This is a genomic window from Pseudomonas sp. NFACC05-1 (assembly GCF_900100135.1).
Classification (GTDB): Bacteria; Pseudomonadota; Gammaproteobacteria; order Pseudomonadales; family Pseudomonadaceae; genus Aquipseudomonas; species Aquipseudomonas fluorescens_Q.
The window spans coordinates 31,055-53,324 of sequence record NZ_FMTR01000009.1; the positions used below are offsets into that span (position 1 = coordinate 31,055).

Sequence of the window (22,270 nt, forward strand, 5' to 3'; positions counted from 1 at the left end):
AGCGGGAGCAAGCTCCCTCGCCACGGTGGATCGGGCCGACCTTGAGTGAATGGTTTCTTCATCGATATGCATGTTTATGCAAAACAGCATTTGTCTTCTGCGAAAAGAACAAGCACTATGCGCGTTATGCAAAAACGCAACGTTTCTACCGTATTAAGAGCATTGCTCGATCAGCACGGGATCTCCCCCACGGAGCTTCACCGGCGTACCGGCGTGCCTCAGTCCACCCTCTCGCGGATCCTCAGCGGCAAGATTGTCGATCCTTCGGATAAACACATCTCGAAGATCGCCGAGTACTTCGCCGTGAGCACCGACCAGTTGCGCGGGCGCGCGGATGTTGCGCCCGCTGGCAATAGCCGCCGCGATGAGCCGCATTCCGAACTCAAGGACATAAGCCTGTGGGACGACGAAACACCCGTCGAAGAAGACGAAGTGTCGGTCCCTTTTCTGCGCGAGGTTGAATTGGCTGCTGGATCAGGAAGATTCGTCATCGAGGAAAGCGAGCGCTCCAGCCTGCGCTTTGGCAAGCGCAGCCTGCGCCATAACGGCGTGCAGTTCGACCAGGCCAAGTGCGTGACGGTGCGCGGCAATAGTATGTTGCCGGTGCTGCGCGACGGTGCCACGGTCGGGGTGAACGCAGGCAAATGCGGGATTGGCGACATCGTCGACGGTGACCTCTACGCCATCAATCACAACGGCCAACTGCGGGTGAAGCAGCTTTATCGCCTGCCCACCGGCATCCGCCTGCGCAGCTTCAACCGCGATGAGCATCCGGACGAGGACTACACCTTCCAGGAAATGCAGGACGAGCAAATCGTCATCCTCGGTCACGTCTTCTGGTGGGGCATGTACGCCCGTTAACCCCTCCGCTGTCAGATAAAACCCGCCGCCGTGCGGGTTTTTTTTCGCCTCTCGAAAACCCGCAACCCCGTATTTGCAAGGGCTCCATGCATTTGCGCATTCGATCTGCATAAATAAATGCATTTACGCATTGACTGTATATGCATCTATGCATATTCTGTGTCCAAGCCGCTCGACAAAGCGGCTGGCAACACAGCTCTTTAGTTCCACCAACAGGCAGCGATGAACCGGCCTTAACGGTTCAGAGGGTTGGCAACTGACCCGGGTGTGCAGCGTAAAGCACCAGAAGCAGTTATCCGGCGGGCAGGGACCGCGGCCGGAGGAACAATTTGAATGGATCCGTACCGCGCCAGTCGCGCCGAAAGATCAAGCGCATTACTGAAAAGCCTGGGCAACCGGGCTTTTTGGAATGCCTGCACCGTGAGGTGCGTTCAACCACATCACCGCCGCCAATGGAGGGCTTCCGATGCTGAAGGATTTCAGATGCGGTCACTGCAAACGACTTCTGGCCCGCGTGGGCGAGAACATCGAACTCCAGATCAAATGTTCCCGGTGTGGGGCGTTGAATCATGTGAAGGCCCTGAGCCTCGAGTTATCGCCTTTGAGCGACATGGATGCGGAATGCTCCGCGCAAAAACATCGACTCTTAAGGTGAACGCATGAAAAAAATCAAACGTCTTATCGGCTCGTTCGTTCTGTCCATGGCGCTGTTGGCGGCCAGCGGTGCTGCCTTCGCAGCCAACCTGGTTGTGAACGGCAGCTTTGAAACCCCCGGTTGTGGCAATGACTGCGTACTGAATACCCCGGCCCAAGCCGACTTCGTGACCGGTTGGACCACGTTTCTGTCAGGCGTGGAGTACATCAATGTCAGAGCTGCCATTGGCAGTTCGGTCGCCGCCGAAGGTGTAATGAGCGTCGACCTCGCCAACTACACCTATCAAAACGGTGGTGGCATCCAGCAGAACATCAACACGGTAGTAGGCGCACGTTATCGCCTGACGTTCAGTGCCGGCAGTTCCAGGTACGTGAACCGCACGGGGACCGGCATCATCAACGTCAAGGTGGCAGGCCAGACCACCCGTTTCGACACCCCTGTCGCCACTAGTGATGCGACCGTATGGGAAACCAGAACCTACGATTTCACCGCCGTGAGCGATCAAACTACGTTGAGCTTCTGGAATGAGCAGGATCCGAATGCTCACTTCGCCTTTATTGACAACGTCATTGTCGAGCGACTGTAAACGTCGCCGGCCTTACGCACGATCCCGTCAAGCTTAATTTATCCAAAGGAAATCAATTAATGAAAAAATTGCTCAGCGTATTGATCGCAGCCGTCCTGGCGACCCAGGCCCTCCACGCGTTTGCCGAAACCTCACCTGTCGGTTCCTGGCAATTCGCTTATTACCACGTTCCGGGCGGCGGTTTTTATGCCAACCAAACTATCTGTTTCAAAGAAGACAACACCTGGTACTCGAGTTCCCAGGCCGGCTGGAAGGGCGCATGGTTCCAGAACGGGGACGATCTCCAATGGAACGGGAGTGTGCCCATGCCGGGTGCAGGGAGTGCCAACAATCTCGCGACCATTGCCATGGGTAAGTTAGCTGTCGCTGGTTCGATGTCGGGTAACTACGCGGAATGGGCCGCACCCAGTGCGCTACCGCTGTCTTGGGACAGGCACTACACCTACACCATGACTTACAAAGGCGCGACCTGCGCTGCGCCAAAGTGATGTCAGCCCCCAATTGCCTGACAAACGTTTGAACGCCGTTTCTAGCGACTTAATGGGTTTCATCGACCCACATCTCTTTCAACTTCAAACAACTTCCCCGCCCAATCTTAATCACCCCCAGGAAACGAGACATGACAAACGAGCAACAAGCGTTGCTGGACATGCCGATCTGGCTGGTCATCGTGCTCGCCCTGGTGGGCGGGGTGTCCGGCGAGATGTGGCGCGCTGACAAGGAGGGCGCCCGTGGTTGGCCGTTGCTGCGCCGCGTGGTGCTGCGCTCCGGTGCCTGCGTGGTCTGCGGCGTGTCGGCAACCATGCTGTTGTATGCCCTGGGCATGTCGATCTGGAGTGCTTGCGCACTGGGTTGCCTGACCGCCATGGCCGGTGCCGATGTGGCGATCGGTCTTTACGAGCGCTGGGTCGCCAAGCGGCTCGGCGTTTGCGAAGTCCCTCCGCGGGACCTACCGCCCGACCAGCAGTGAATCGACAGCGCTGATCCATACACAAGGAGGCGATCAATGCCTGCCCTTATCGAAAAACCGTCGCAGTTGTTCTCGGCCATTGCCCAGACGCTGCGCGCCATTTATCCCGCCTTGAAAGTCGGCAGCCCCCAGGCGTTCGATGGCGCCGACGACCAACCCTGGGTGCTGATTGCGCTTGAGCGCGATGCGCCCGGTAACCGCGCCAATGACGGGCGTATCGCCCATGTCCTGACGGTGTCCTTGCAAGTGGTCATGGCCGTTCCAGGATGGGAGGCCTGTGATCTGGCCGGTGAATTGAAACACCTGGTCATGGATAACCGCTGGGGCCTGTCGGGTGATCAATGCGACCTGCCCACGGAAATCGATGGCATCGCATCCACGTTCATCCACGAAGCACGGGCGTACAGCGCCTGGACTCTTTCCTTCAACCAAACCCTGTACCTCGGCCCGACGCTGCTGGAGGACCCGTTGGGCATCCCGAAATTTGCCCGTACCTGGGAAGTGTCGAACATCGACGACCCGGATCAATACACCGCACTCGAGGGCTGAGCCATGTTCGATGGGCTGTTACGGATGCACCTGGGGCCGATCGTCGAGCGTCTGGCTCAGATGGAAACCGAGCTGGAAGATTTGCATCGGCGTGCGGAGAGTTTCTGCCGCATTGGCGTTTGCCAGGAAGTCGATGCGGCCAGCAACACCTGCAAGGTCAGCCATGGTGGCCTGCTGACCCCGGCGATCCGCTTTTTCAACCCGAGCGCCGGCGCCCAGAGCGAGTCGCGGATTCCGTCCGTGGGCGAGCAGTGCCTGTTGCTCAACCATGGCGGCGGCGAGAGCGGCGGGCAGGCAGTGGCGTTGTTCGGCCTCAACGGCGGTCAGTTTCCGCCCGTCTCGACCCGGGCCTCGCTGACGCGGCGCCTCTATCAGGACGGTACGGAAAACGGCTACGACCATGCCAGCCATGTCCTGCACTGGCAGAACGGCCCGGCGACGTTCAGCGGTTCCCGTGAAGCGCTCCAACTGAGCATCGGCCCGTCGCGGTTGGCGATGACCGCCGACGCCATCGAATGGCAGCTGGGCGCCGTCGGCATTCGGCTCGACGCCTCCGGCGTGCACCTGAGCGGCCCGGTGGTGGATCACCAGGGACGCGTCATCAGTACCGCATAAGAGATTTCCTCATGATTGGAATCGATCGAAATACCGGCGCCACGGTCGACGACTGGCTGCAGTTCGTACAGCGCGCCACCCGGGCGTTGACGACGCCGTTGGGCACTCGCCAGAAGCGCCCGTTGTATGGCTGCGCACTCACGCAGTTGCTGGGGCAGAACCTTGGTGACGACTTGCTGATCCTCGCCCAGAACCACGCGGCCCAAGCGTTCTACAACCCACAAAACGGCATCGGTGATTTCGAGCCGCAGGTCATTGTCGCCAGTCGACACGGCGCCGGCTTGCTGTTGCGTTTCGCCGGCACCTGGAAAAACCGCAAACAGACGTTCGAGGTGGTGACATGAGCATGCTGATACCCGGCCAGAACCAACTGGCCGAACCGGCCATCGTCACTGTCGAAGCGTTCGAGGACTTGCTCGCAGAGTTCAAGACCTTCGTGGTCGAGTACGTCGGCGCGCGCTCGCCAGCAAGTGCGGCGAAGCTGGTGGACAGTCTTGAAAACGAAAGTGAACTGCTGACCCTGGCGCTTGAAGCCTTCTGCGTACGGCTGCAAACCCACGAACGCAAATACAACGCCCGCATCAAGCAGATGTTGGCGTGGTGGGCCACCGGGACCAACCTCGACGCTCGTCTCGCGGACATGGGCCTTGAGCGTCAGTTGCTCGACCCGGGCGACCCGGCGGCTTTCCCGCCCATCGCTCCGGTCTACGAGAGTGACGATGATGCCCGCTTGCGCTACTACCTGGCGCCCCATGCTCCGGCGGCGGGCTCGCGCATGCAGTACCGGCGAGAGATCTTCACCTTGGGCGAAAGGCCTGTGGTGAAGGTGGACAGTGCCGCTGGCGGTGTCGTGAACGTGACCTACACATTCGATCCGGACGGTCTCGCCGCGCAGGTCAAGGACGGCAACGGACGCCGGACGGCGCCGGGGGAGGTCACGGTCACAGTGCTTTCCCGCGAGGGCGACGGCACACCGTCCGAAGCGCTGCTCAACGGTGTTCGCCAGCACTTCGCCCGGCCTGATGTGCGACCGGAAACCGACCTGGTCATCGTGCAGGCCGCACAAATCAAACCTTACAAAATCCGCGTCGTGGCGAAGATCAATGCCGGCCCGGATTCAGGCTTGACCCAGGTTGCCGCCGAGCAGCAGTTGCAGGCGTATGCCCAGGCCTGCCATCGCTTGGAAGGGCGGGTGGACCCGAGCTGGATCGACTACACGCTGCACAGCGCTGGCGCGGTCCAGCTTGAGATTCTCGAACCGCTGGTGCCGATTGTGACCACGGCTTTCCAAGCCCCGTACTGCACGGGCGTCGAGGTTGAGGTGGACACGTTATGAGTGACGACACACCTCGCCCGAGTCTGCTGCCGGCCAACAGTTCACCGTTGGAAAGGGCACTGGATCTGGGGTTCGCTCGGCTGCTCGAACGCATCGATCCGCCGTTTCCCGAGCTGATGAACCCGGCCACCACGCCCTTGGCGTTCCTGCCGTATCTCGCGGCGGATCGTGGGGTCAACGAGTGGAGCTCCACGGCGCCCGAAGCTGAAAAGCGCCTGACCGTTGAACTCGCCTGGCCAACCGCCCGGCAGGCCGGGACGCGAAAAGCGCTGGAAAATGCTGCCAAGGGTTTGCAGCTGATGCCTGAAGTGCGCGCCTGGTATGAGCAAACACCCGCTGGCCCGCCCTACAGTTTTTCCGTCAGGGCATTTACCGAGCAGCCCTACAGCGAAGAAATCGACGCCCGTCTCGACCGTCGCCTGGCGGATGCCAAAAGCGAACGCGACACCTTGAAGGTGTCTGTCGGCTTGAGTGCATTCGGCCGTCACGTCATCGGCGCCGCGACGCTGTGCGGCGAACTGACCACGGTTTATCCGATCGTCATCGAAGGACTGGAAGCCTCGGGCCAGGCCTTCATGGCCGCCGGACTCTACACCGTCGAAACCTCCACTATTTATCCACAGGGGTCCTAAATGGCCGACTACTACACCCTGCTCACCGATGCGGGGATCGCCTACGAAACCGCCTGCAAGGCGGCGGGCACACCCATCAAGCTGTCGCAGATTTCCGTCGGTGATGGCGGCGGCGAGGTTTACAACCCGGCCGCCACCGCCACGGCGCTCAAACGCGAAGTGTGGCGCGGGCCGCTCAATGCGCTGTTCCAGGATGAGAAAAACCCGAGTTGGTTGCTGGCCGAAGTGACCATCCCGCCGGAAGTGGGCGGCTGGTATGTGCGAGAGGCCGGGATCTGGACCGATACCGGGATCCTGTATGCGATTGTCAAATATCCGGAGTCGTTTAAACCGGTGTTGGCGACGTCCGGCTCGGGCAAAGAGTTCTACATTCGGTCGATTTTCGAGACCAGCAATGCTGAGTTGGTGACGTTGCTGATCGACGATACGGTGGTCAAGGCGACGCGGGCTTGGGTGGCGAGTTATGTCGCTGATGAACTTGCCAAGCTCGACCGGAAACAGTCGGTGCGGGTAGCGACGACGGGCAATATTGTCTTGAGTGGCGCGCAGGCGATCGATGGTGTTGCGGTGGTCGCCGGGAATCGGGTGTTGGTCAAGTCTCAGACTTTGGCGAAAGACAACGGCATTTACGTGGCCGCGAACGACGCTTGGGTTCGGGCAAAGGATGCCGATGCGAGCGCCGAAGTGACTTCGGGGTTGATTGTCTCGGTGGAGGAGGGCGCGACGCTTACCAACACGATCTGGCAGTTGGTAACCGATGGGGCGATTGTGTTGGGCGCTACGGGGTTGGTGTTTCAGAACATCACTCAAGGGTTTGCGCCGCTCAGCTCCCCGGCCTTTCAGGGAAACCCTACGGCCCCGACGCCGGTCGCTACGGATAACGATACATCCATTGCGACGACTGCATTTGTTCGAAACGTTCTGGCCCGCTACGGCATAGCCAGTTATGGGTATGTGTGGAACGGCAACATCGACCTGATTAACGAAACGGGGGTTTACACCTTCAGCGACGGTTCATCTGGAATGCGACCGAAGAATCCTACAACCGGGGCTGATATCCCGAGGGGTGTGTTTTTTCACATGGAGCGAGATAACACGCTCTCGGCGCTACAGATTTGGGAGTCGGTCAATGCCGGTGTTGCTCTGACGTTTAAACGCTCTCGCTTGAGCAACGGCGTATGGACTGCGTGGGCGCAGTTGTGGGACGAACTCAACACGCCCAAACAGGCTAACCCGCTTGATTTGACTGCGGGCGCAATGCTCGCCCCCGGTTCATTCGGCATTGGTAAGTCCATCGTCGGTACCGAAACCAATCTGAACAACTACACCGTATCGGGCATCTATCTGGTCCCTGAGTCTGGCTTGGTCAACATCCCACCCGGTTGGTCCGCCACCCGCCGGTACAACTTGACGGTGGGGCTTGCCGGTGTGGGCAGTCGGCTGACCCAAACCTTGATGTCCGGCATGTCGGGCGATGCGGTAGGGATGGCGATCCGGGTCTGCCAAGAAAATGGAACGTGGACAGACTGGGAAGAGGTCACAACCAGTCGACATGGTCCTTTCAAGGCGACTCAGACTTACAAGTCGGCCGGGGTGTTTACCTGGACGGTACCCGCCGGGGTTAAGAAGGTCTGGGTTACGGTCATTGGCGGTGGGGGCGGCGGCGGTCGTGCAGGCGTCTCCGGGGCAGGATCAGGTGGCGGTGGTGGCGGTGGTTGGGCGCAAAAGCTTGTTGATCTCTCGAGCGTAACCAGCGTTACGGTGACTATAGGCGCTGGAGGTGCTGGCGCTACCTTGGAAGGAGCATCGGGCGATACCGGTGCGACATCGTCCTTTGGTAGCTATCTATCCGCAACCGGAGGATTCGGGGGCATGGGCAGCGCGCCGTCCGGCCATGCAAATGGGCCTGGTAGTGGTGGTCTCGGTACAGGAGGGGACTTCAATACTTCTCTTGGAGTTGGGCATGTCAGCTACGGGCCTGTTGGCGGCTCAGGTGGTGGGCCGGGAGCTCGATGCACCCAAGGGTTGTATCCAGGTAACACCGGCGTAGGCCCAGGAGGTGGTGGCTCGGGCGCGTACTTCGGTTACAACGGTGGCGCAGGGGCTGCTGGCAACGTAATTATTCAGTGGTGATTAGCATGTGGGCAAGAATCGAAAACGGGACGGTAGTTGAAATTACCGACGTTGATCCAACGGAACGCTTCCACCCGGATCTAATGTGGAGGGCTTGCTCCAAGGATGTGCGGCCAGACTGGATATTAATGGATAGCGAGTTTTCTCAACCATTGGCAGTTTCCCCTTCCGAGCAGGACGATACTGAGCGGGTATGGCGCAACATTGAATTGCAAAGCACTGAATGGCTTGCGACACGACACCGCGATGAACAAGACATTGGGCAAGGCACTACGCTTACGGCTGCTCAATATTCTGAATTGCTTGGCTACCGTCAGAGGCTTCGGGATTGGCCGCAAACAAGTACTTTTCCAAACGCGGAGTTGCGGCCGATTGCACCACGCTGGATCGCCGAGCAATCCCAATAAGCGACCCGCACCGGCAATGCCATTCACCAATCCGTCGCGAGGGAGCTTGATCCCGCTTGAGTGCGCTCACAAAAGTGGCCGCTGCGCAGCCCAAGGGGGGTAAATCTCCTCGCCACAATGACTCGACAAGCCTTAAGTGAAGCGCATTCCCCGCACCAGCGGGGCGTTTTTCTTTCCGCAGCACATCACAAAAAACTCATAAAAGCCCCTTCCCAAGGGGCTTTTCCATATCTGGAGAACCAAAAATGGCACCACGCCAAACCTACACCGTGCTCCTCCCATTCCCCACCGGCGGTGGTCACTGGTCGACCACCGGCCAGGAACTCGACCTGCTCGACGTCGAGGCCAATGCCTTGCGCAGCGCCGGTCGCCTGGAGCTGAAAAAAACCGAGGCCGGCGAATCGGCCTCTGTATCCACCCCGGCCAAAAAGGCCGCCACCAAAAAGGCTGAATAACCATGGCTGAGGTTTTGAACTTCGAGCACAACGGCATTACCGTCAATGCCACTGAATCTCCCGAGGCCATGGGTGGCCTGGGTGACAACGTCATCGGGCTGGTCGGCACCGCGCCGAATGCCAACCCGCTGATTCCGAAAAACACCCCGTTCCGCATCAACAGCTTCACCACCCAGGCCCAGCTGGACCCGACCGGTGCCGAAGCGGGGACGTTGTTCCACGCCGTCTACCAGATCCTCAAGGTGGTCAAGGTGCCGGTGTACGTGGTGATCGTCGAAGAGGGCGCCACGCTGGCCGACACGCAGAACAATGTGATCGGCGGCATCGAAGCGCAGACCGGTCGCAAGTTGGGCTTGGCGGCGTTGAGTGGGGTCGCTGAAGACCTGACCATCATCGGCGCGCCAGGCTTTACCGGCACCAAGGCCGTCGCCAGTGAGTTCGCCTCGTTCGGCAAGCGCATCAAGGCCCGTGTGGTGCTCGATGGCAAGGATGCCTCGGTCGCCGACCAGGTGACTTACAGCCAGGAGCTGGGCGGCGCGGACCTCGGTTTCGACCGTTGCCTGGTGGTGCACAACATGCCGGCGGTGTACTCCAAGGCCGCGAAGAAAAACGTCTTCCTGGCGCCGTCGAGCCTGGCCATCGCCGCCCTCGCCAAGGTCAAGCAATGGGAGAGCCCGGGCAACCAGGTCACCTACGCCGAAGACGTTTCCCGCACCGTGGAATACAACATCCTCGACACCTCCACCGAAGGCGATCTGCTCAACCGCTACGGCGTCAGTTACTACGCCCGGACCATCCTTGGCGGCTTCTCCTTGCTGGGCAACCGCTCCATCACCGGCAAGTTCATCAGCTACGTCGGCCTGGAAGACGCCATCAGCCGCAAGCTGGTCAAGGCCGGGCAGAAGGCCATGGCGAAGAATCTGACCAAGTCGTTCATGGACCAGGAAGTGAAGCGCATCAACGACTGGCTGCAAACCCTGGTTGCCGACGAAACCATTCCCGGCGGCAGCGTGTACCTGCACCCTGAATTGAACAGCGTCGAGAAGTACAAGAACGGCACTTGGTACGTGGTCATCGACTACGGCCGCTACGCGCCGAACGAACACATGATTTATCAACTCAATGCCCGCGATGAAATCATCGAGCAGTTCCTGGAGGACGTTCTCTAATGTTTACCAACCGCGTAAGACAGGCCATCGCGGCCACCCTGCAAGGCTTGCCGTTGTCGGCGACCGTGGAAGAGTTCACCCCGCCGAAGATCGAATTCGACATGGAAGAGATGCGTGGCGGCCGTTTCATTGGCGAGGAAATGGCCAAGAGCGGCAAAGTGCTGACAGCCAAGCTGACGCTGCAAGGCCTTGGTCCGGAAGTCATGCTGGCGCTGGGCGTGAGCGTGGGCGACGACATTCTGCTGAACGTGCGTGAAGCCGGCCAGGATCAGGACGGCAACACCTGGTTTACCTACCACACGGTGGGTGGCAAGTTGAAGTCCCTCGAGGAAACCCTGCTGAAAATGGGCGAGAAACCCAAGACCAACCTGGAGCTGTCCTGCCGCACCTACAACCGCCTGGAAAACGGCGTCCCGGTGATCGACATTGACGTGCGCACCCAGAAGTTCGTGCTCAACGGCGTCGACATCCTCGGCGATGCTCGCCGTGCGGTGTTGTTGCCGTAAACGAATGCCCGTCAGTTGAACCCAATCCTTGTGAGAGCGAGCTTGCTCGCGATAGCGGTGTGTCAGCCAACATCGATGCTGACTGATCCGACGTCATCGCGAGCGAGCTCGCTCCCACAGGTTGTCCTCTGATTTACCAAGGAACTGATTCCATGCCCTGGACACCTCCCGTTCACGTCTTGCTGTCGCCGATCATCGGTGACGACGATGCGCGGATCGAGCAGCTCCCCCTCAAACCGCTGTACTACGCCGCGCAAAAAGACGCCCTGGCCCGCGTCGGCGATGATGAAGACGATCAGTTCTTCGAACTGGCCAAACTGGCCACCGGGTTGTCGGTCAAGGAACTCGACCAGCTCAAGCGCCCGGACTACGTGAGCATTGCCCAGTACGTGCACGACATGTCGACGCGCCCGGCGTCGCACTTTCTGGATGAGCCACAGGGCGATCCCGACCAGGTGCAACTGCTGCAACCGCTCGACGTCGCGGGTCGCAGCCTGACGTCGCTGACCCTGGAAATGCCGGTGCTGCGTGCGACCAAGGCGATGAAAAAACTGAAGACGGCCAAGGAGCGCGCCGAGTTCATCACCGCCCACTGCACCGGCCTGATGATTCCCGACCTGGACCGGCTGACCGTGCCCGACTGGACGCAACTGCAGGTGCGCATCGACGATTTTTTAAACAAACCGGCGGACTTCTTTCGGAGCGCGACATCGAAGTGATCCTCGATGTGGTGCCGCTCATTTACTCGGTAAGTGAGGCGGAAATCCTGGAGTGGGACGCCGGCAAGGCCTTGCGCCGCTACGACATTGCGATCACTCGCCTTGGCGTGAAACAGGAGTAGAGCGGGATGGCGGACGATAGATATTCGCTCAAATACGCAGCCTTCAATGAGAGTGGGTTGGCGTTCGGTAATACCAGCCCTACGAACGGTGTGTCAGCACAAGGCACGTTCGCCAGGGATCAGCTGTCGGGCCTCGACCTGGCGCTGGAGAAACTTGGGCTCAAGCTCGGGTTGCTGACCACGGCGATCGAGTCGTTGACCGTGAAGCTATCGGCGCAACGATTGTTTTCCCAAACGATGGGGGCCGGCACCAAGGGTGAGTCGGCCAATGAGCCAAAGGGTAAGTCGGGTGGCGGTATCGAACCACCGGCGCTGCTCAAACCGGCGATAGCGATGGATGCGGCCATGGCCGATCTGAAGCAGGCCGGCCACTTCACGCCTCGCCAGATTGCAGAAATGGCGGAGCCAACCCAGCGTATCGCCAGTGCGCCGTTGGTGGCGGCCGGCGGGACCACGGCGGTTGAGGTGGTGAGGATGCAAAGCCTGGCGGCCAGGGCAGGAGTCGGCAGCGATCTGCCCAATGCCTCGGACCGGCAATTGGCGCTGTTGCGCTTCGCCAGTGATGCGGGTGTCACAGCATCGACGTTCAAAATGCCAGCCATGGAAGCCGCCGAGATGCTGCTCGGCTGGCGCACTTCCATGAAGCTCAGCGCAGAGAAAGCGTTTGATCTGGCGGACGCTACCAACCATCTGAGCAAGATTCCCGGTGGTGCGAAAGCGAATGAGATCGGCACAGTGTTGCAGCGTGACGGTGCGGCCGCGACCTCGGCGGGCCTGCAGCCTGCCCAAGCTGCGGCGCTGACGGCGGCACTTCTCAATACCGGCGCGCAACAAGCTGAAGCGGGTGTGGCGCTCGATCACTTCACGACTGCTCTAGGCAAGGGCGATCAGGCCTCCGCGACCGAGCAAGCGGCTTGGAAGCAACTGGGACTTGATCCCAAAGAGGTGGCGAGCGGCTTGCGTGACAAGGACGCCGCGCCGGGGACAGTGATGTCGGTGCTGGCGGCCTTGAACGCGCAGCCGGCCGAAAAACGCTCGTCCCTGGCCTCTTCGTTGTTTGGCTCTGGGGATGCCGCGGTGTTGCGCATGTCGCAGAAACTCGACGATGTGAACGCCGCGTTCTGGCAGGTCAAAGACCCAGGCCAATATGCCACTTCACAATTGGACAACAACGGTTCGGTGCGGCAGGACGCGTTGGCGCTGTCGAACACCCGGCAGGGCCAACTGAACGTCCTCAACGCCCGCAGCGAGCGTTTGTCGCTGGCCACGGGCAATGCCCTGATGCCCTCGACGGATACCTCGTTCCAGTGGTTGGGGTCGCTGGCCGATGGCATGAGTGAGTTGGCGGAGTCCTCACCTAAAGCCGCTGCGGCCATTGTGTTGATTGGCGCGGCGATCAAACCGCTGGTGGGCGCGCTGCTCAAGGCTGTAGGGGATGAGATGTCCAATCAGGTGGCCAAGCGGGTGTTGGGCAAGGTCGCTCCGCACCTTCCCGGCCGATTGGGGGAAGTGATCTCCGAAGATTTCAGAAATCCTCGTGGGGACAAGCTGGATACACGCAATGCCAACCAGCGTCCCGAATCCACGAGCAGGACGAAAATACGCGTCAGTACACGAGGCTCACTGGGAGGCGCAGGGCGTTTTTCACCCGGGCCAACGGCCTCATTACGCTCGATGACCCGCAGGGCGCCCGGCCCATTAAAAGTAGTCGGTGCCGTCGCTGATGTGGCCGAGGGTGTACTGACCGGCGACAAACGAATGATGAGTGCAGGCCTGGGAGCGGCAGGTGGCGGCTGGGCAGGCGCTGCTGCGGGGTCTGCGGCCGGTGCCGCTTTGGGGAGCGTCGTTCCGGTGATCGGCACTGCCATTGGTGGTCTGGTTGGCGGACTGCTGGGCGGCTGGTTGGGGAGCGATGCGGGCGCGTCCTTGGGGGAGAAGCTCGTCGCCCCCGCCGACAGACTCGCCGCTCCAGACCAGGTCAGCAAAGACCTGGCTAGCACCCAGACAACCACGCAACAAAACACCATGACCGCAAACATCTACATCAACGGCCAGGACCAGGCCAGCGCGAGTCAGTTGGCCAACCTGGTCGTGCAGCAGCTCTCGGGCCAATTCGGCTTGATGACCATGCCCAACTCACTCGCCATGCGCAGTGACGCGGCCCTGACCGACGGAGGTACGTGATGCGTCAGCAAATGGCACTCGGCAGTTTCATTTTCGGTTTGTCGAGAAACTTTGCGTACCACAGCCTGGTACGCACCTCGGACGGTGGCTGGAAGAGCATCGACATCCTCACCAGCAAACCCAAGTCCAGCCAGGTCGGCCAAGGCCTGCAAGGGCTGACGATCACCGGCAAGTCGATGTACGCCACCGCCATGGATCGCCTCGATGAGTTGCGCGCCTTGCAGGCGCAGCGAGTCCCCGTGCCGTTGGTCGATGGCATCGGTCGCAATTGGGGCCTGTGGCAGATCAACAAGGTGACGGAAACCCAGACCGAGATCATTGATGACGGCACGGCGATGGTGGTCGGTTGGGTGGTTGAATTGACGGAGTTCGCCAATGCGTAGGGTTCGAAGTATCGCCGGTGATTCGGTGAATCTGTTGCTGTACCGCGAGCTTGAGCGCTGTGACGACATCGTCGAAGAGGCGCTCTGGCGGCTCAATCCGGGGTTGGCTGAATGGGGGCCTGTATTGCCGGCGGGCGTATGGGTGGTCTTGCCGGAAGTGGACCTCAAGCCCGTGGCAACCCCACCGGTTTCGGCCTGGGATTAAGGAGGCTACATGTCATTGGGTTTCACGCCTGCGGTGGAAGTGTACGGCGCGAACGCCGCGCTGCTCAACGCACGATTGCTCAGTTGGACACACGTCGACGCGGCAGGAATCGAGTCGGATCAATTGACCCTCACCATCAGCCTGGACGGGCTGGAAGGGTTGCCCAGCCTGGGTGGGAAAATCGGTTTGCGGGTCGGCTACCTGGAGTCGGGGCTGGTGGACAAGGGCGAGTTCGTCATTACCCGGCGCACGCCGACGCTGTTCCCGTTGCGCCTGACCTTGGTGGCCATGGCCGCGCCGTTCAGTGCGGCGGACCAGACCGGGTTCAAGCAGCGCCGATCCGTCAGCCATGGACCGACGACCCTGGGGGCGCTGTTTCGTCAACTGACGTCCAGGCACGGTTTTTCTCCCCGGGTGGCGCCAGACCTGGCGCTGATCAAGATCGAGCACATCGACCAGTCCAACGAAACCGACATGGGGTTCCTGACGCGCCTGGCCCATCGTTATGACGCCGTCGCCAAGCCGATCAACGAGCTGTATGTGCTGGCTCGGCGCGGCCAGGCGAAGTCGCTGTCGGGCAAGGTCCTGCCCGAGATAATACTGTCGGTGACGACCAACAATCGTCCTGGCGACCAGGCTTTTATTTCCGCCAAGCTGGATGAAACCGCCCGGGCGAAATACCAAGGCTGCAAGACCCGTTGGTGGGACGCGACGGCCGGCAAGTTGCAGGTCGAGGAGAGCGGCCTCGCGCCGTTCAAGACCCTGCGCCAGCGCTTCCAGAGCGCAGATGACGCCCGCGCTGCCGGTGAAGGCGAGGTGCGCAGGATGATGCGCGAAGCCCTCAAGGTGGCGATCGAGTGCCCTGGCAACCCGGGGCTGTCCGCCGAGGGCATCGTACTGCTGGACGCCACCTGGCCGGATTTCATGCGCGGTCGCTGGTCGATCGACAAGGTCACCGCCAGTGGCGACCGGGAAAAAAGCTATCGCTGCTTGATCAATGCGACTTGCCTGGATGCCAAGGCCTGACGCCATTCCTGTGGGGCTGGTGACTGCACTTTTCTCTCGACAAGCCCTGGGAGCGTGGCCGTAGGATGAGTGGTTCCCCGCGGCCGGGCATCGTCGCGCCGCCCTGGCTGGCAACGCAACTTCAGTAATGTTTTTTCGAGGGACGGTCTATGGACGTCACCCAAGCACAACTTATCAGCATCATGCCCAACGCCCGCTCCCAAGCGGGCGTTTTTGTTTCAGCCCTTAACATCGCCATGTCCCGCCACCGTATCGTCACGCCTAAACGCATCGCTGCGTTCCTGGCGCAAATCGGCCACGAGTCGGGGCAGCTACGGTATGTGCGCGAGCTGGGCAGCGAAGCCTATCTAAGCAAATACGACACCGGCGCGTTGGCCGTTCGCCTGGGCAACTCGCCCCAGGCTGACGGCGACGGCCAGAAGTATCGCGGCCGAGGACTGATCCAGATTACCGGCCATGACAATTATCGTCGCTGTAGTCTTGGCTTGTTCGGTGATGAACGGCTGCTGGCGCTGCCTGAGCTTCTTGAGCAGCCGCAATGGGCATCCGAATCCTCCGCTTGGTTCTGGGAGCAGAGCGGCTTGAACGAGCTGGCCGATCGTGATCAGTTCAACAGCATCACCCGACGCATCAATGGCGGTTTGAACGGCTTGGAGGATCGCCTGCAACTCTGGGCGCGGGCGAGGGCGGTGTTATGCCAGCCTTTGGCCTGATGCCTTTCTCTACTCGTACCCTGGGTATCATCGTTTTACTGGCATTGTTGGCGGGTGGCCCGGCGATGCTGGCGTGGCGAATCCAGGATTGGCGTTATGGCCAGCAGTTGGCGCAGTTGGCCCAAGCCCAGAGCGAGACGTTGAATCAGATAACCCAAGCGGCCGCGACGCAGCAAAAGACCGAGCAAGACAAACGTCTGGCCCTTGAGCAGCAGCTGTCCGCCAGCGAACAAACCCATTACCGAGCCTTGAGCGATGCCCAACGTGACCAGGATCGCCTGCGCGATCGCCTTGCTACTGCCGATGTCCGGCTGTCAGTCCTCCTCGACGCCAACGATGTTGCCGCCGGTTGTGCAGTGCCTGCCGCCACCGGCGCCGGCGGCCTGGATCATGGCGCCCCACGCGCCCGACTTGACCCGGCGCATGCTCAACGAATTATCGCCATCACCGACGCCGGTGATCGCGGATTGATTGCCTTGCAGGCCTGTCAGGCCTATATCAGAGCGCTGGATCGGTAATCCGCCAAGCCTTGCAAGCTTCCATTGCTCGTGTACGGTAGGCCTCAATTGTGTGGAATCAGGAGAGCACCATGGACGACATCACCGAACTGGCCGCTGAGCTGGGCAGGCGCCTGCAGTTGCTCAATGCCCACGTCACCACGGCTGAGTCCTGCACGGGCGGCGGGATTGCCGAGGCGATTACCCGGATTCCCGGGAGTTCGGCCTGGTTCGAGGCGGGTTACGTCACCTATTCCAATCGCCAGAAGACCCAGCAGTTGGACGTACCGGCCGAGTTGTTCGGCACGGTAGGGGCGGTCAGCCGCGAGGTGGTCGAGGCCATGGTGCGAGGCGCCCAGCATAAAAGCCTGGCGCGTTTTGCCGTGGCGGTCAGCGGTGTAGCAGGGCCGGATGGTGGTTCGCCGAACAAGCCGGTGGGCACGGTGTGGCTGGCCTGGGGCGTTGGCGAAGCGGTGATCAGCGAGCAGCGATTCTTTCCGGGCAACCGCGACGAGGTCCGCCGACAAACGGTGAAGGCCGCGCTAGAGGGGCTGCTGCAACATGCCGCTGTAGAAATCTCAAATCAGGGGTAGGCGATCCTCAATCGCTGTGGAATAATACTGGCTACTTATACAGGTGTTGGCCGTCAGGCCTTATTGATTACGTGAGGACTTTAATGGACGACAACAAGAAGAAAGCCTTGGCTGCGGCCTTGGGTCAGATCGAACGTCAATTCGGCAAGGGTGCCGTAATGCGTATGGGCGATCAGGACCGTCAGGCTATTCCTTCCATCTCCACCGGCTCCCTGGGCCTGGACATCGCGCTTGGCATCGGCGGCCTGCCAAAAGGCCGAATCGTTGAAATCTACGGTCCTGAGTCGTCCGGTAAAACCACCCTGACGCTGTCGGTGATCGCCCAGGCCCAAAAAGCCGGTGCAACCTGCGCCTTCGTCGACGCCGAACACGCCCTGGACCCGGAATACGCCGGCAAACTGGGTGTCAACGTCGACGACCTGCTGGTTTCCCAGCCGGATACCGGCGAACAGGCCCTGGAAATCACCGACATGCTGGTACGTTCCAACGCGGTTGACGTGATCATCGTCGACTCCGTGGCGGCACTGGTACCCAAAGCTGAAATCGAAGGTGAAATGGGCGACATGCACGTGGGCCTCCAGGCTCGCCTGATGTCCCAGGCCCTGCGCAAGATCACCGGTAACATCAAGAACGCCAACTGCCTGGTGATCTTCATCAACCAGATCCGTATGAAGATCGGCGTGATGTTCGGCAGTCCGGAAACCACCACCGGTGGTAACGCGCTGAAGTTCTACGCCTCGGTTCGCCTCGATATCCGCCGTACTGGCGCGGTGAAGGAAGGTGACGAGGTGGTCGGCAGCGAAACCCGCGTCAAGGTCGTGAAGAACAAGGTGGCTTCGCCGTTCCGTCAGGCCGAGTTCCAGATTCTTTACGGCAAGGGCATCTACCTCAATGGCGAGATGATCGACCTGGGTGTGCTGCACGGTTTCGTCGAGAAGTCGGGCGCCTGGTATGCCTACAACGGCACCAAGATCGGTCAGGGCAAGGCCAACTCGGCCAAGTTCCTGGCGGATAACCCGGAAGTCGCCGCTGCTCTCGAGAAGCAATTGCGTGACAAGCTGTTGAGCCCGGTGGCAGACGTCAAGTCCGTGGCTAATCGCGAGACCGCTGACGACCTGGCTGACGCTGACATCTGATCGAATCGATGACCGTCGTCCTCGATACCCTCGTCGCGGTGCGACGAACCGCGATGGACCTGCTCGCCAGGCGCGAGCATGGTCGAGTCGAGCTGACGCGTAAGCTGCGTCAGCGCGGCGCTCCCGATGAGTTGATCGACACAGCCCTCGACCGTTTGACCGAAGAGGGCTTGCTGTCGGAGTCCCGTTACCTGGAAAGCTTTGTCTCTTATCGCGCTCGCTCCGGTTATGGTCCTTTGCGAATTCGTGAGGAACTGGGCCAGCGTGGTTTGCAACGCCCGGATATCGAACTTGCCTTGCGCGAAAGCGGTATCGATTGGCAGGAGCAACTGACGGACACCTGGCGCCGCAAGTTCTCAGGACATTTACCCATCGATGCGCGGGAACGAGCCAAACAAGGGCGTTTCCTGGCGTATCGAGGTTACTCCATGGAAATGATCAACCGCTTGTTCAGCGGTCGCGGTATGGATGACTAAACAAAAACGGCCTGCTATTTCGATAGCAGGCCGTTTTTTTATGGGCTCAGGTTACCTTGATCGGCTCCCATGTGAGGGGGTGGGGTTTTGAGGCGGGCTGGGCCCAGTTTTGCGGCAGGTTGATGTAATCCACCAGTTCCCTCAAGCGACCGTGATCCCGGGCGTTGAAGGCAAACGCCAGTCGGGTCAGATGACTGAACTGGGCTTCGTCGTGCTCTTCACCGCTGTAGTCATGTTGATGAAAACAGTCGTTTAGGCACAAATCGGCGAATTCTCCCTGCATCTGCTGCAACGCCTGTTCGTTTAGCTTGTGATTCATGCGGATCACGAACTGATGCTTGAGCCAGCGACTGGAGTGAAAGTTGCGGTAGAACTGGTTGATTTCTTCCACGGCCTCTTCGGCGTTGTACACCAGGCGCATCAGCTTCATGTCGGTGGGCAGGATGTAGCGGTTTTCCTCCAATTGCTCGCGGATAAAGTTCAGGGCTCCTTGCCAGAACTTGCCCCCTGGCACATCCAGCAGGACCACCGGTACCAAAGGGCTCTTGCCTGTCTGTACCAGCGTCAGGACTTCCAGCGCTTCATCAAGCGTGCCGAAACCGCCGGGGCAGAGCACCAGTGCGTCGGCCTCTTTGACGAAAAACAGTTTACGGGTGAAGAAGAAGTGGAACGGCAGCAGGTTCGGCGTGCCCTCGACGGTCGGGTTTGCGTGTTGCTCGAAAGGCAGGGTGATGTTGAATCCCAGGCTGTGGTCGCGCCCTGCGCCTTCATGGGCGGCGGCCATGATGCCACCGCCGGCGCCGGTGATGACCATCATGTCCGAGCGGGCCAGCGCCGCCCCCAGCTCTCGGGCCAGGCCATACAGCGGATGTTCGATGGGTGTTCGGGCCGAGCCGAAGACCGTGACCTTGCGTCGGCCCTTGAACTGCTCGAGGGTACGGAAGGCGTGTTCCAGTTCCCTCAGGGCTTGTAGTGTGATCTTGGCATTCCAGCGGTTGTGATCTTCCTGGGCCATGCGCAGCACGGTCAGGATCATGTCTCGGTAAATGGGGAGGTTGGGGCTGTTGGGGGAGACCAGGTTGAGTTGCTCTTCGACCTTGCGGGTGAGGTCGTGGCCATGGTTCTCAAAATGACGACTGAGCAGGTCATTCGGTTTGTAAGGCATTCAGCTTCTCCTTCTTAACAGGACCCCGGCCCGGACGAGAGATTCATCGAGGCCACGACACTCCATGTGTCGTTGTCAGCCCAAGCATCGGCCTGGAGGGTGACCTGGCTTGACGCGGTCTGCAGCAAGGCGACCAAGCCATCCAGCGGGTTCTGCTTTTCCCTTTGATAAAAAACAATCACACACCAAGGTGTTGGCCAGGCAGCCTCTTTCTGCCCGATGAAAATACTATGGATACTTTGAATCTAGACCGTCATGCCGATCTTTGCTGCCCTGATCATGGCGCGCAAAAGTGACCGTTGGCAACCGCTGATACATGCCGTGAACGATTGCACCGCTCGTCAGATCGCCGGCCGGGTGCGTGTCGCTCTGATTTACTGATAACAAGCGTGCCAATGCAATTTGACGCCCAGGGTTGGGTGCCACGTGATGGATTGAAGCGAATCGGGGCAGGGAGGCGGGAGAAATGACCAGGGTCACTCTGGAGCTCGACAGGCAGTTGTACTTGATGTTGTTGGAGTCGGCACAGGCCAATCGGGTGAGTCTTGAGGACGAATGCTGTCGTCGGCTGGGAGGGCGAGCATGGCGCTCGCGTTACTTGCAGGCGCTGGTGGCGGAGTTGCGCGCCGACGATGAGCAGCGGCGCGCAAGTTCAGGTTGACTACTTCTTCGTCTTGGCCGGTTTCGGGCAATCCGATTCCTGGAAGCGCTCGGTCGCGACCGGGCGGTTGGTCTTAACCTCGGTGAACTCGTAGCGCATGGTTGCGCCCTTGGCCATCAACTTGCGGAAACCTGGATTGGTGCACACCGTAGAGCCCAACTGGAAATACACAGCCTTGGGGTCTGCGCGCATTTTCTGGGCGTGGCTGCTTTGCACACTGAGATGGTTGATCAGCTCGGTGCCTTCGACGGTATAACCCTGGTCGAGAATGTCTTCGTTGATCGCCCGCGGCGTACCGACGCTACTTTCCTTGGCGACGTTCTGCAGCATCTTGTTCAGTTCGAGTTCTTTCAGCGAAGCAGCCTGAGCGCTGAAGGACGTCGCCAGCAGAACGGCAACGGTAGGGACGATAAGGCGCAGCATGAAACTCTCCTGGTTCAGTGACTGGTGGTTCGACCGATCACATGACTGTGCGTTCAGTGGCCGGGAATTATAGGGGAGCCAGGGTGGACGGTACAGGCTCGTGCGCTCTGGTAGACTGCCGGCCTTTATTGCCCTGCCGAGTGTTGTTCGTGTCGAGTTCTCCTTTCTGCCGGCGTTGCCCATGATGAATCACGCCCCTAACGCCGTAGCCCGCCTGCGCGACCAACGCATCGATGAAGGGATCAGGCCGATCCAGGCCCGTGGCTGGCGCGCGCCCCGTTGCAGCGCCTGCCGAGTGATCGAGAGCCATTGCCTGTGCGCTTGGCGTCCGAGTGTCGAGACCCGCTCCGGGGTCTGCCTGATCATGACCAACAAGGAAGTGTTCAAACCGAGCAACACTGGTTGGCTGATTGCCGACGTCGTGCGCGACAATCACGCGTTCATCTGGTCGCGCACCGACGTCGACGAGCAACTGCTGGCGCTGCTGAACGATCCGCAATGGCAACCGTACCTGGTGTTTCCGGGCGAATACGTCGAGCCATCACGGGTGACCCATGCGGTTGATCTTGATCATTCCAAGCGCCCGCTGTTCATTCTGCTGGATGCGACCTGGACCGAGGCGCGGAAGATTTTTCGTAAAAGCCCGTATTTCGACCGACTGCCGATCCTGAGCCTGCTGCCTGACAGACTGTCGCGTTACCGCCTGCGCCGTTCGACCCGCAGCGAGCACCTGTGCACCGCCGAAGTGGCGGCATTGTGTCTGGAACTGGCGGGGGACAGCGATGCTGCTTCGGCCCTGGACGCCTATTTCGATGTGTTCAGCCAGCATTACCTGGGCGCCAAGGGCCAGCAGGAGGTGAACGTCTCGACCCCGGCCCACGCCGAGTTGCAACCCTTTATCCGTACGCCGCAAGCAGTATTGGACCAATAGTGGCGCATACTCGACACTGTGATGGCTGTGCTGCTTGACCACCCCGGCTTCGCTGGGCATGCTTGGCGCCGACCGGGGCGCCGCCAATGTTTGAAACGCCGTGTTTGGCGTTGAATGTGCCCCTGTGGATGCCGCTGCATGGCGGTGTCTTGAGTTGTCTTG

The 22,270-nt window shown here is 60.3% G+C and carries 29 protein-coding genes; 27 read left to right on the plus strand and 2 right to left on the minus strand.

Features of this window, described 5'->3' with window-relative positions; genetic code table 11:
• The first annotated feature begins 126 nt into the window (after positions 1–126).
• From BLO97_RS15525 to recX, 25 genes are all read left to right on the plus strand, one after another.
• Positions 127–861 carry a LexA family transcriptional regulator gene (locus BLO97_RS15525; RefSeq protein WP_092223366.1) on the plus strand — a complete coding sequence of 245 codons (735 nt, stop codon included), beginning with the start codon at positions 127–129 and terminating at the stop codon, positions 859–861.
• Between the two features lie 466 nt (positions 862–1,327).
• Positions 1,328–1,516, plus strand: a complete 189-nt coding sequence (locus BLO97_RS15530) for a Com family DNA-binding transcriptional regulator (RefSeq protein ID WP_092144095.1) — start codon at positions 1,328–1,330, stop codon at positions 1,514–1,516.
• A gap of 4 nt (positions 1,517–1,520) precedes the next feature.
• Positions 1,521–2,102 carry a DUF642 domain-containing protein gene (locus tag BLO97_RS15535; protein WP_092144098.1) on the plus strand — a complete coding sequence of 194 codons (582 nt, stop codon included), beginning with the start codon at positions 1,521–1,523 and terminating at the stop codon, positions 2,100–2,102.
• 59 nt (positions 2,103–2,161) lie between these two features.
• Positions 2,162–2,590, plus strand: coding sequence for a hypothetical protein (locus BLO97_RS15540; protein WP_092144101.1), 429 nt, complete (start codon positions 2,162–2,164; stop codon positions 2,588–2,590).
• Positions 2,591–2,721: 131 nt separating this feature from the next.
• On the plus strand, positions 2,722–3,072 hold the full coding sequence (locus tag BLO97_RS15545; protein WP_092144103.1) for a phage holin family protein: 351 nt from the start codon (positions 2,722–2,724) through the stop codon (positions 3,070–3,072).
• A gap of 36 nt (positions 3,073–3,108) precedes the next feature.
• Positions 3,109–3,621 carry a hypothetical protein gene (locus BLO97_RS15550; RefSeq protein WP_092144105.1) on the plus strand — a complete coding sequence of 171 codons (513 nt, stop codon included), beginning with the start codon at positions 3,109–3,111 and terminating at the stop codon, positions 3,619–3,621.
• 3 nt (positions 3,622–3,624) lie between these two features.
• Complete coding sequence (locus BLO97_RS15555) at positions 3,625–4,236, plus strand: phage baseplate assembly protein V (RefSeq protein WP_092144107.1); 612 nt, start codon at positions 3,625–3,627, stop codon at positions 4,234–4,236.
• Positions 4,237–4,247: 11 nt separating this feature from the next.
• Positions 4,248–4,580: a phage baseplate protein gene (locus BLO97_RS15560; protein ID WP_092346708.1), complete on the plus strand. Its 333-nt coding sequence runs from the start codon at positions 4,248–4,250 to the stop codon at positions 4,578–4,580.
• Positions 4,577–5,572, plus strand: coding sequence for a baseplate J/gp47 family protein (locus tag BLO97_RS15565; RefSeq protein WP_092346711.1), 996 nt, complete (start codon positions 4,577–4,579; stop codon positions 5,570–5,572). Before BLO97_RS15560 ends, BLO97_RS15565 begins: the two co-directional genes overlap by 4 nt.
• Entirely contained in the window at positions 5,569–6,204 is a 636-nt protein-coding gene (locus BLO97_RS15570) for a phage tail protein I (RefSeq protein WP_092346714.1), read from the plus strand. The genes BLO97_RS15565 and BLO97_RS15570 overlap by 4 nt, the downstream gene beginning before the upstream one ends.
• A complete protein-coding gene (locus BLO97_RS31955) occupies positions 6,205–8,337 on the plus strand; it encodes a phage tail protein (protein ID WP_256571955.1) in 2,133 nt (710 codons plus the stop codon). It abuts the gene before it with no gap.
• Between the two features lie 5 nt (positions 8,338–8,342).
• The gene (locus BLO97_RS15580) at positions 8,343–8,744 is read left to right on the plus strand and encodes a phage tail assembly chaperone (protein WP_092346717.1); all 402 of its coding nucleotides are present in this window, start codon (positions 8,343–8,345) and stop codon (positions 8,742–8,744) included.
• A gap of 245 nt (positions 8,745–8,989) precedes the next feature.
• The gene (locus BLO97_RS15585) at positions 8,990–9,199 is read left to right on the plus strand and encodes a hypothetical protein (protein WP_092346720.1); all 210 of its coding nucleotides are present in this window, start codon (positions 8,990–8,992) and stop codon (positions 9,197–9,199) included.
• Between the two features lie 2 nt (positions 9,200–9,201).
• A complete protein-coding gene (locus BLO97_RS15590) occupies positions 9,202–10,368 on the plus strand; it encodes a phage tail sheath protein (RefSeq protein ID WP_063322735.1) in 1,167 nt (388 codons plus the stop codon).
• Positions 10,368–10,874: a phage major tail tube protein gene (locus tag BLO97_RS15595; RefSeq protein WP_092223226.1), complete on the plus strand. Its 507-nt coding sequence runs from the start codon at positions 10,368–10,370 to the stop codon at positions 10,872–10,874. The genes BLO97_RS15590 and BLO97_RS15595 overlap by 1 nt, the downstream gene beginning before the upstream one ends.
• 152 nt (positions 10,875–11,026) lie before the next feature.
• Positions 11,027–11,593 (plus strand): phage tail assembly protein, encoded by a 567-nt coding sequence (locus tag BLO97_RS15600; RefSeq protein ID WP_092346723.1) that lies wholly within the window; start codon positions 11,027–11,029, stop codon positions 11,591–11,593.
• 128 nt (positions 11,594–11,721) lie between these two features.
• Complete coding sequence (locus BLO97_RS15605; protein ID WP_092346726.1) at positions 11,722–13,899, plus strand: phage tail tape measure protein; 2,178 nt, start codon at positions 11,722–11,724, stop codon at positions 13,897–13,899.
• A complete protein-coding gene (locus BLO97_RS15610) occupies positions 13,899–14,282 on the plus strand; it encodes a phage tail protein (protein WP_038857206.1) in 384 nt (127 codons plus the stop codon). The genes BLO97_RS15605 and BLO97_RS15610 overlap by 1 nt, the downstream gene beginning before the upstream one ends.
• Positions 14,275–14,487 carry a tail protein X gene (locus BLO97_RS15615; protein ID WP_063322730.1) on the plus strand — a complete coding sequence of 71 codons (213 nt, stop codon included), beginning with the start codon at positions 14,275–14,277 and terminating at the stop codon, positions 14,485–14,487. Before BLO97_RS15610 ends, BLO97_RS15615 begins: the two co-directional genes overlap by 8 nt.
• Before the next feature lie 9 nt (positions 14,488–14,496).
• Entirely contained in the window at positions 14,497–15,513 is a 1,017-nt protein-coding gene (locus BLO97_RS15620; protein WP_092223220.1) for a contractile injection system protein, VgrG/Pvc8 family, read from the plus strand.
• Positions 15,514–15,662: 149 nt separating this feature from the next.
• Complete coding sequence (locus BLO97_RS15625; RefSeq protein WP_092223218.1) at positions 15,663–16,226, plus strand: glycoside hydrolase family 19 protein; 564 nt, start codon at positions 15,663–15,665, stop codon at positions 16,224–16,226.
• Entirely contained in the window at positions 16,208–16,744 is a 537-nt protein-coding gene (locus BLO97_RS15630) for a lysis system i-spanin subunit Rz (RefSeq protein WP_092144133.1), read from the plus strand. Before BLO97_RS15625 ends, BLO97_RS15630 begins: the two co-directional genes overlap by 19 nt.
• A 71-nt stretch (positions 16,745–16,815) precedes the next feature.
• Positions 16,816–17,316, plus strand: coding sequence for a CinA family protein (locus BLO97_RS15635; protein ID WP_092144135.1), 501 nt, complete (start codon positions 16,816–16,818; stop codon positions 17,314–17,316).
• An 83-nt stretch (positions 17,317–17,399) separates the two neighbouring features.
• Positions 17,400–18,452 (plus strand): recombinase RecA, encoded by a 1,053-nt coding sequence (recA, locus tag BLO97_RS15640; protein WP_003198351.1) that lies wholly within the window; start codon positions 17,400–17,402, stop codon positions 18,450–18,452.
• An 8-nt stretch (positions 18,453–18,460) separates the two neighbouring features.
• Positions 18,461–18,928, plus strand: a complete 468-nt coding sequence (recX, locus tag BLO97_RS15645) for a recombination regulator RecX (protein WP_003198353.1) — start codon at positions 18,461–18,463, stop codon at positions 18,926–18,928.
• 46 nt (positions 18,929–18,974) lie between these two features.
• Here recX and BLO97_RS15650 read toward each other — a convergent pair whose 3' ends face one another.
• A complete protein-coding gene (locus tag BLO97_RS15650) occupies positions 18,975–20,093 on the minus strand; it encodes an LOG family protein (RefSeq protein ID WP_063322712.1) in 1,119 nt (372 codons plus the stop codon).
• A gap of 466 nt (positions 20,094–20,559) precedes the next feature.
• Here BLO97_RS15650 and BLO97_RS15655 point away from each other — a divergent pair, with 466 nt between their 5' ends.
• Positions 20,560–20,754, plus strand: a complete 195-nt coding sequence (locus tag BLO97_RS15655; RefSeq protein ID WP_063322711.1) for a hypothetical protein — start codon at positions 20,560–20,562, stop codon at positions 20,752–20,754.
• On the opposite strand, the gene BLO97_RS15660 is transcribed toward BLO97_RS15655, so the two are convergent.
• Complete coding sequence (locus BLO97_RS15660; RefSeq protein WP_003198359.1) at positions 20,755–21,177, minus strand: quorum-sensing-regulated virulence factor family protein; 423 nt, start codon at positions 21,175–21,177, stop codon at positions 20,755–20,757.
• 184 nt (positions 21,178–21,361) lie between these two features.
• On the opposite strand from BLO97_RS15660, the gene BLO97_RS15665 reads away from it, so the two are divergent.
• Positions 21,362–22,108, plus strand: coding sequence for a tRNA-uridine aminocarboxypropyltransferase (locus BLO97_RS15665; RefSeq protein WP_092144306.1), 747 nt, complete (start codon positions 21,362–21,364; stop codon positions 22,106–22,108).
• Positions 22,109–22,270 lie beyond the last annotated feature (162 nt).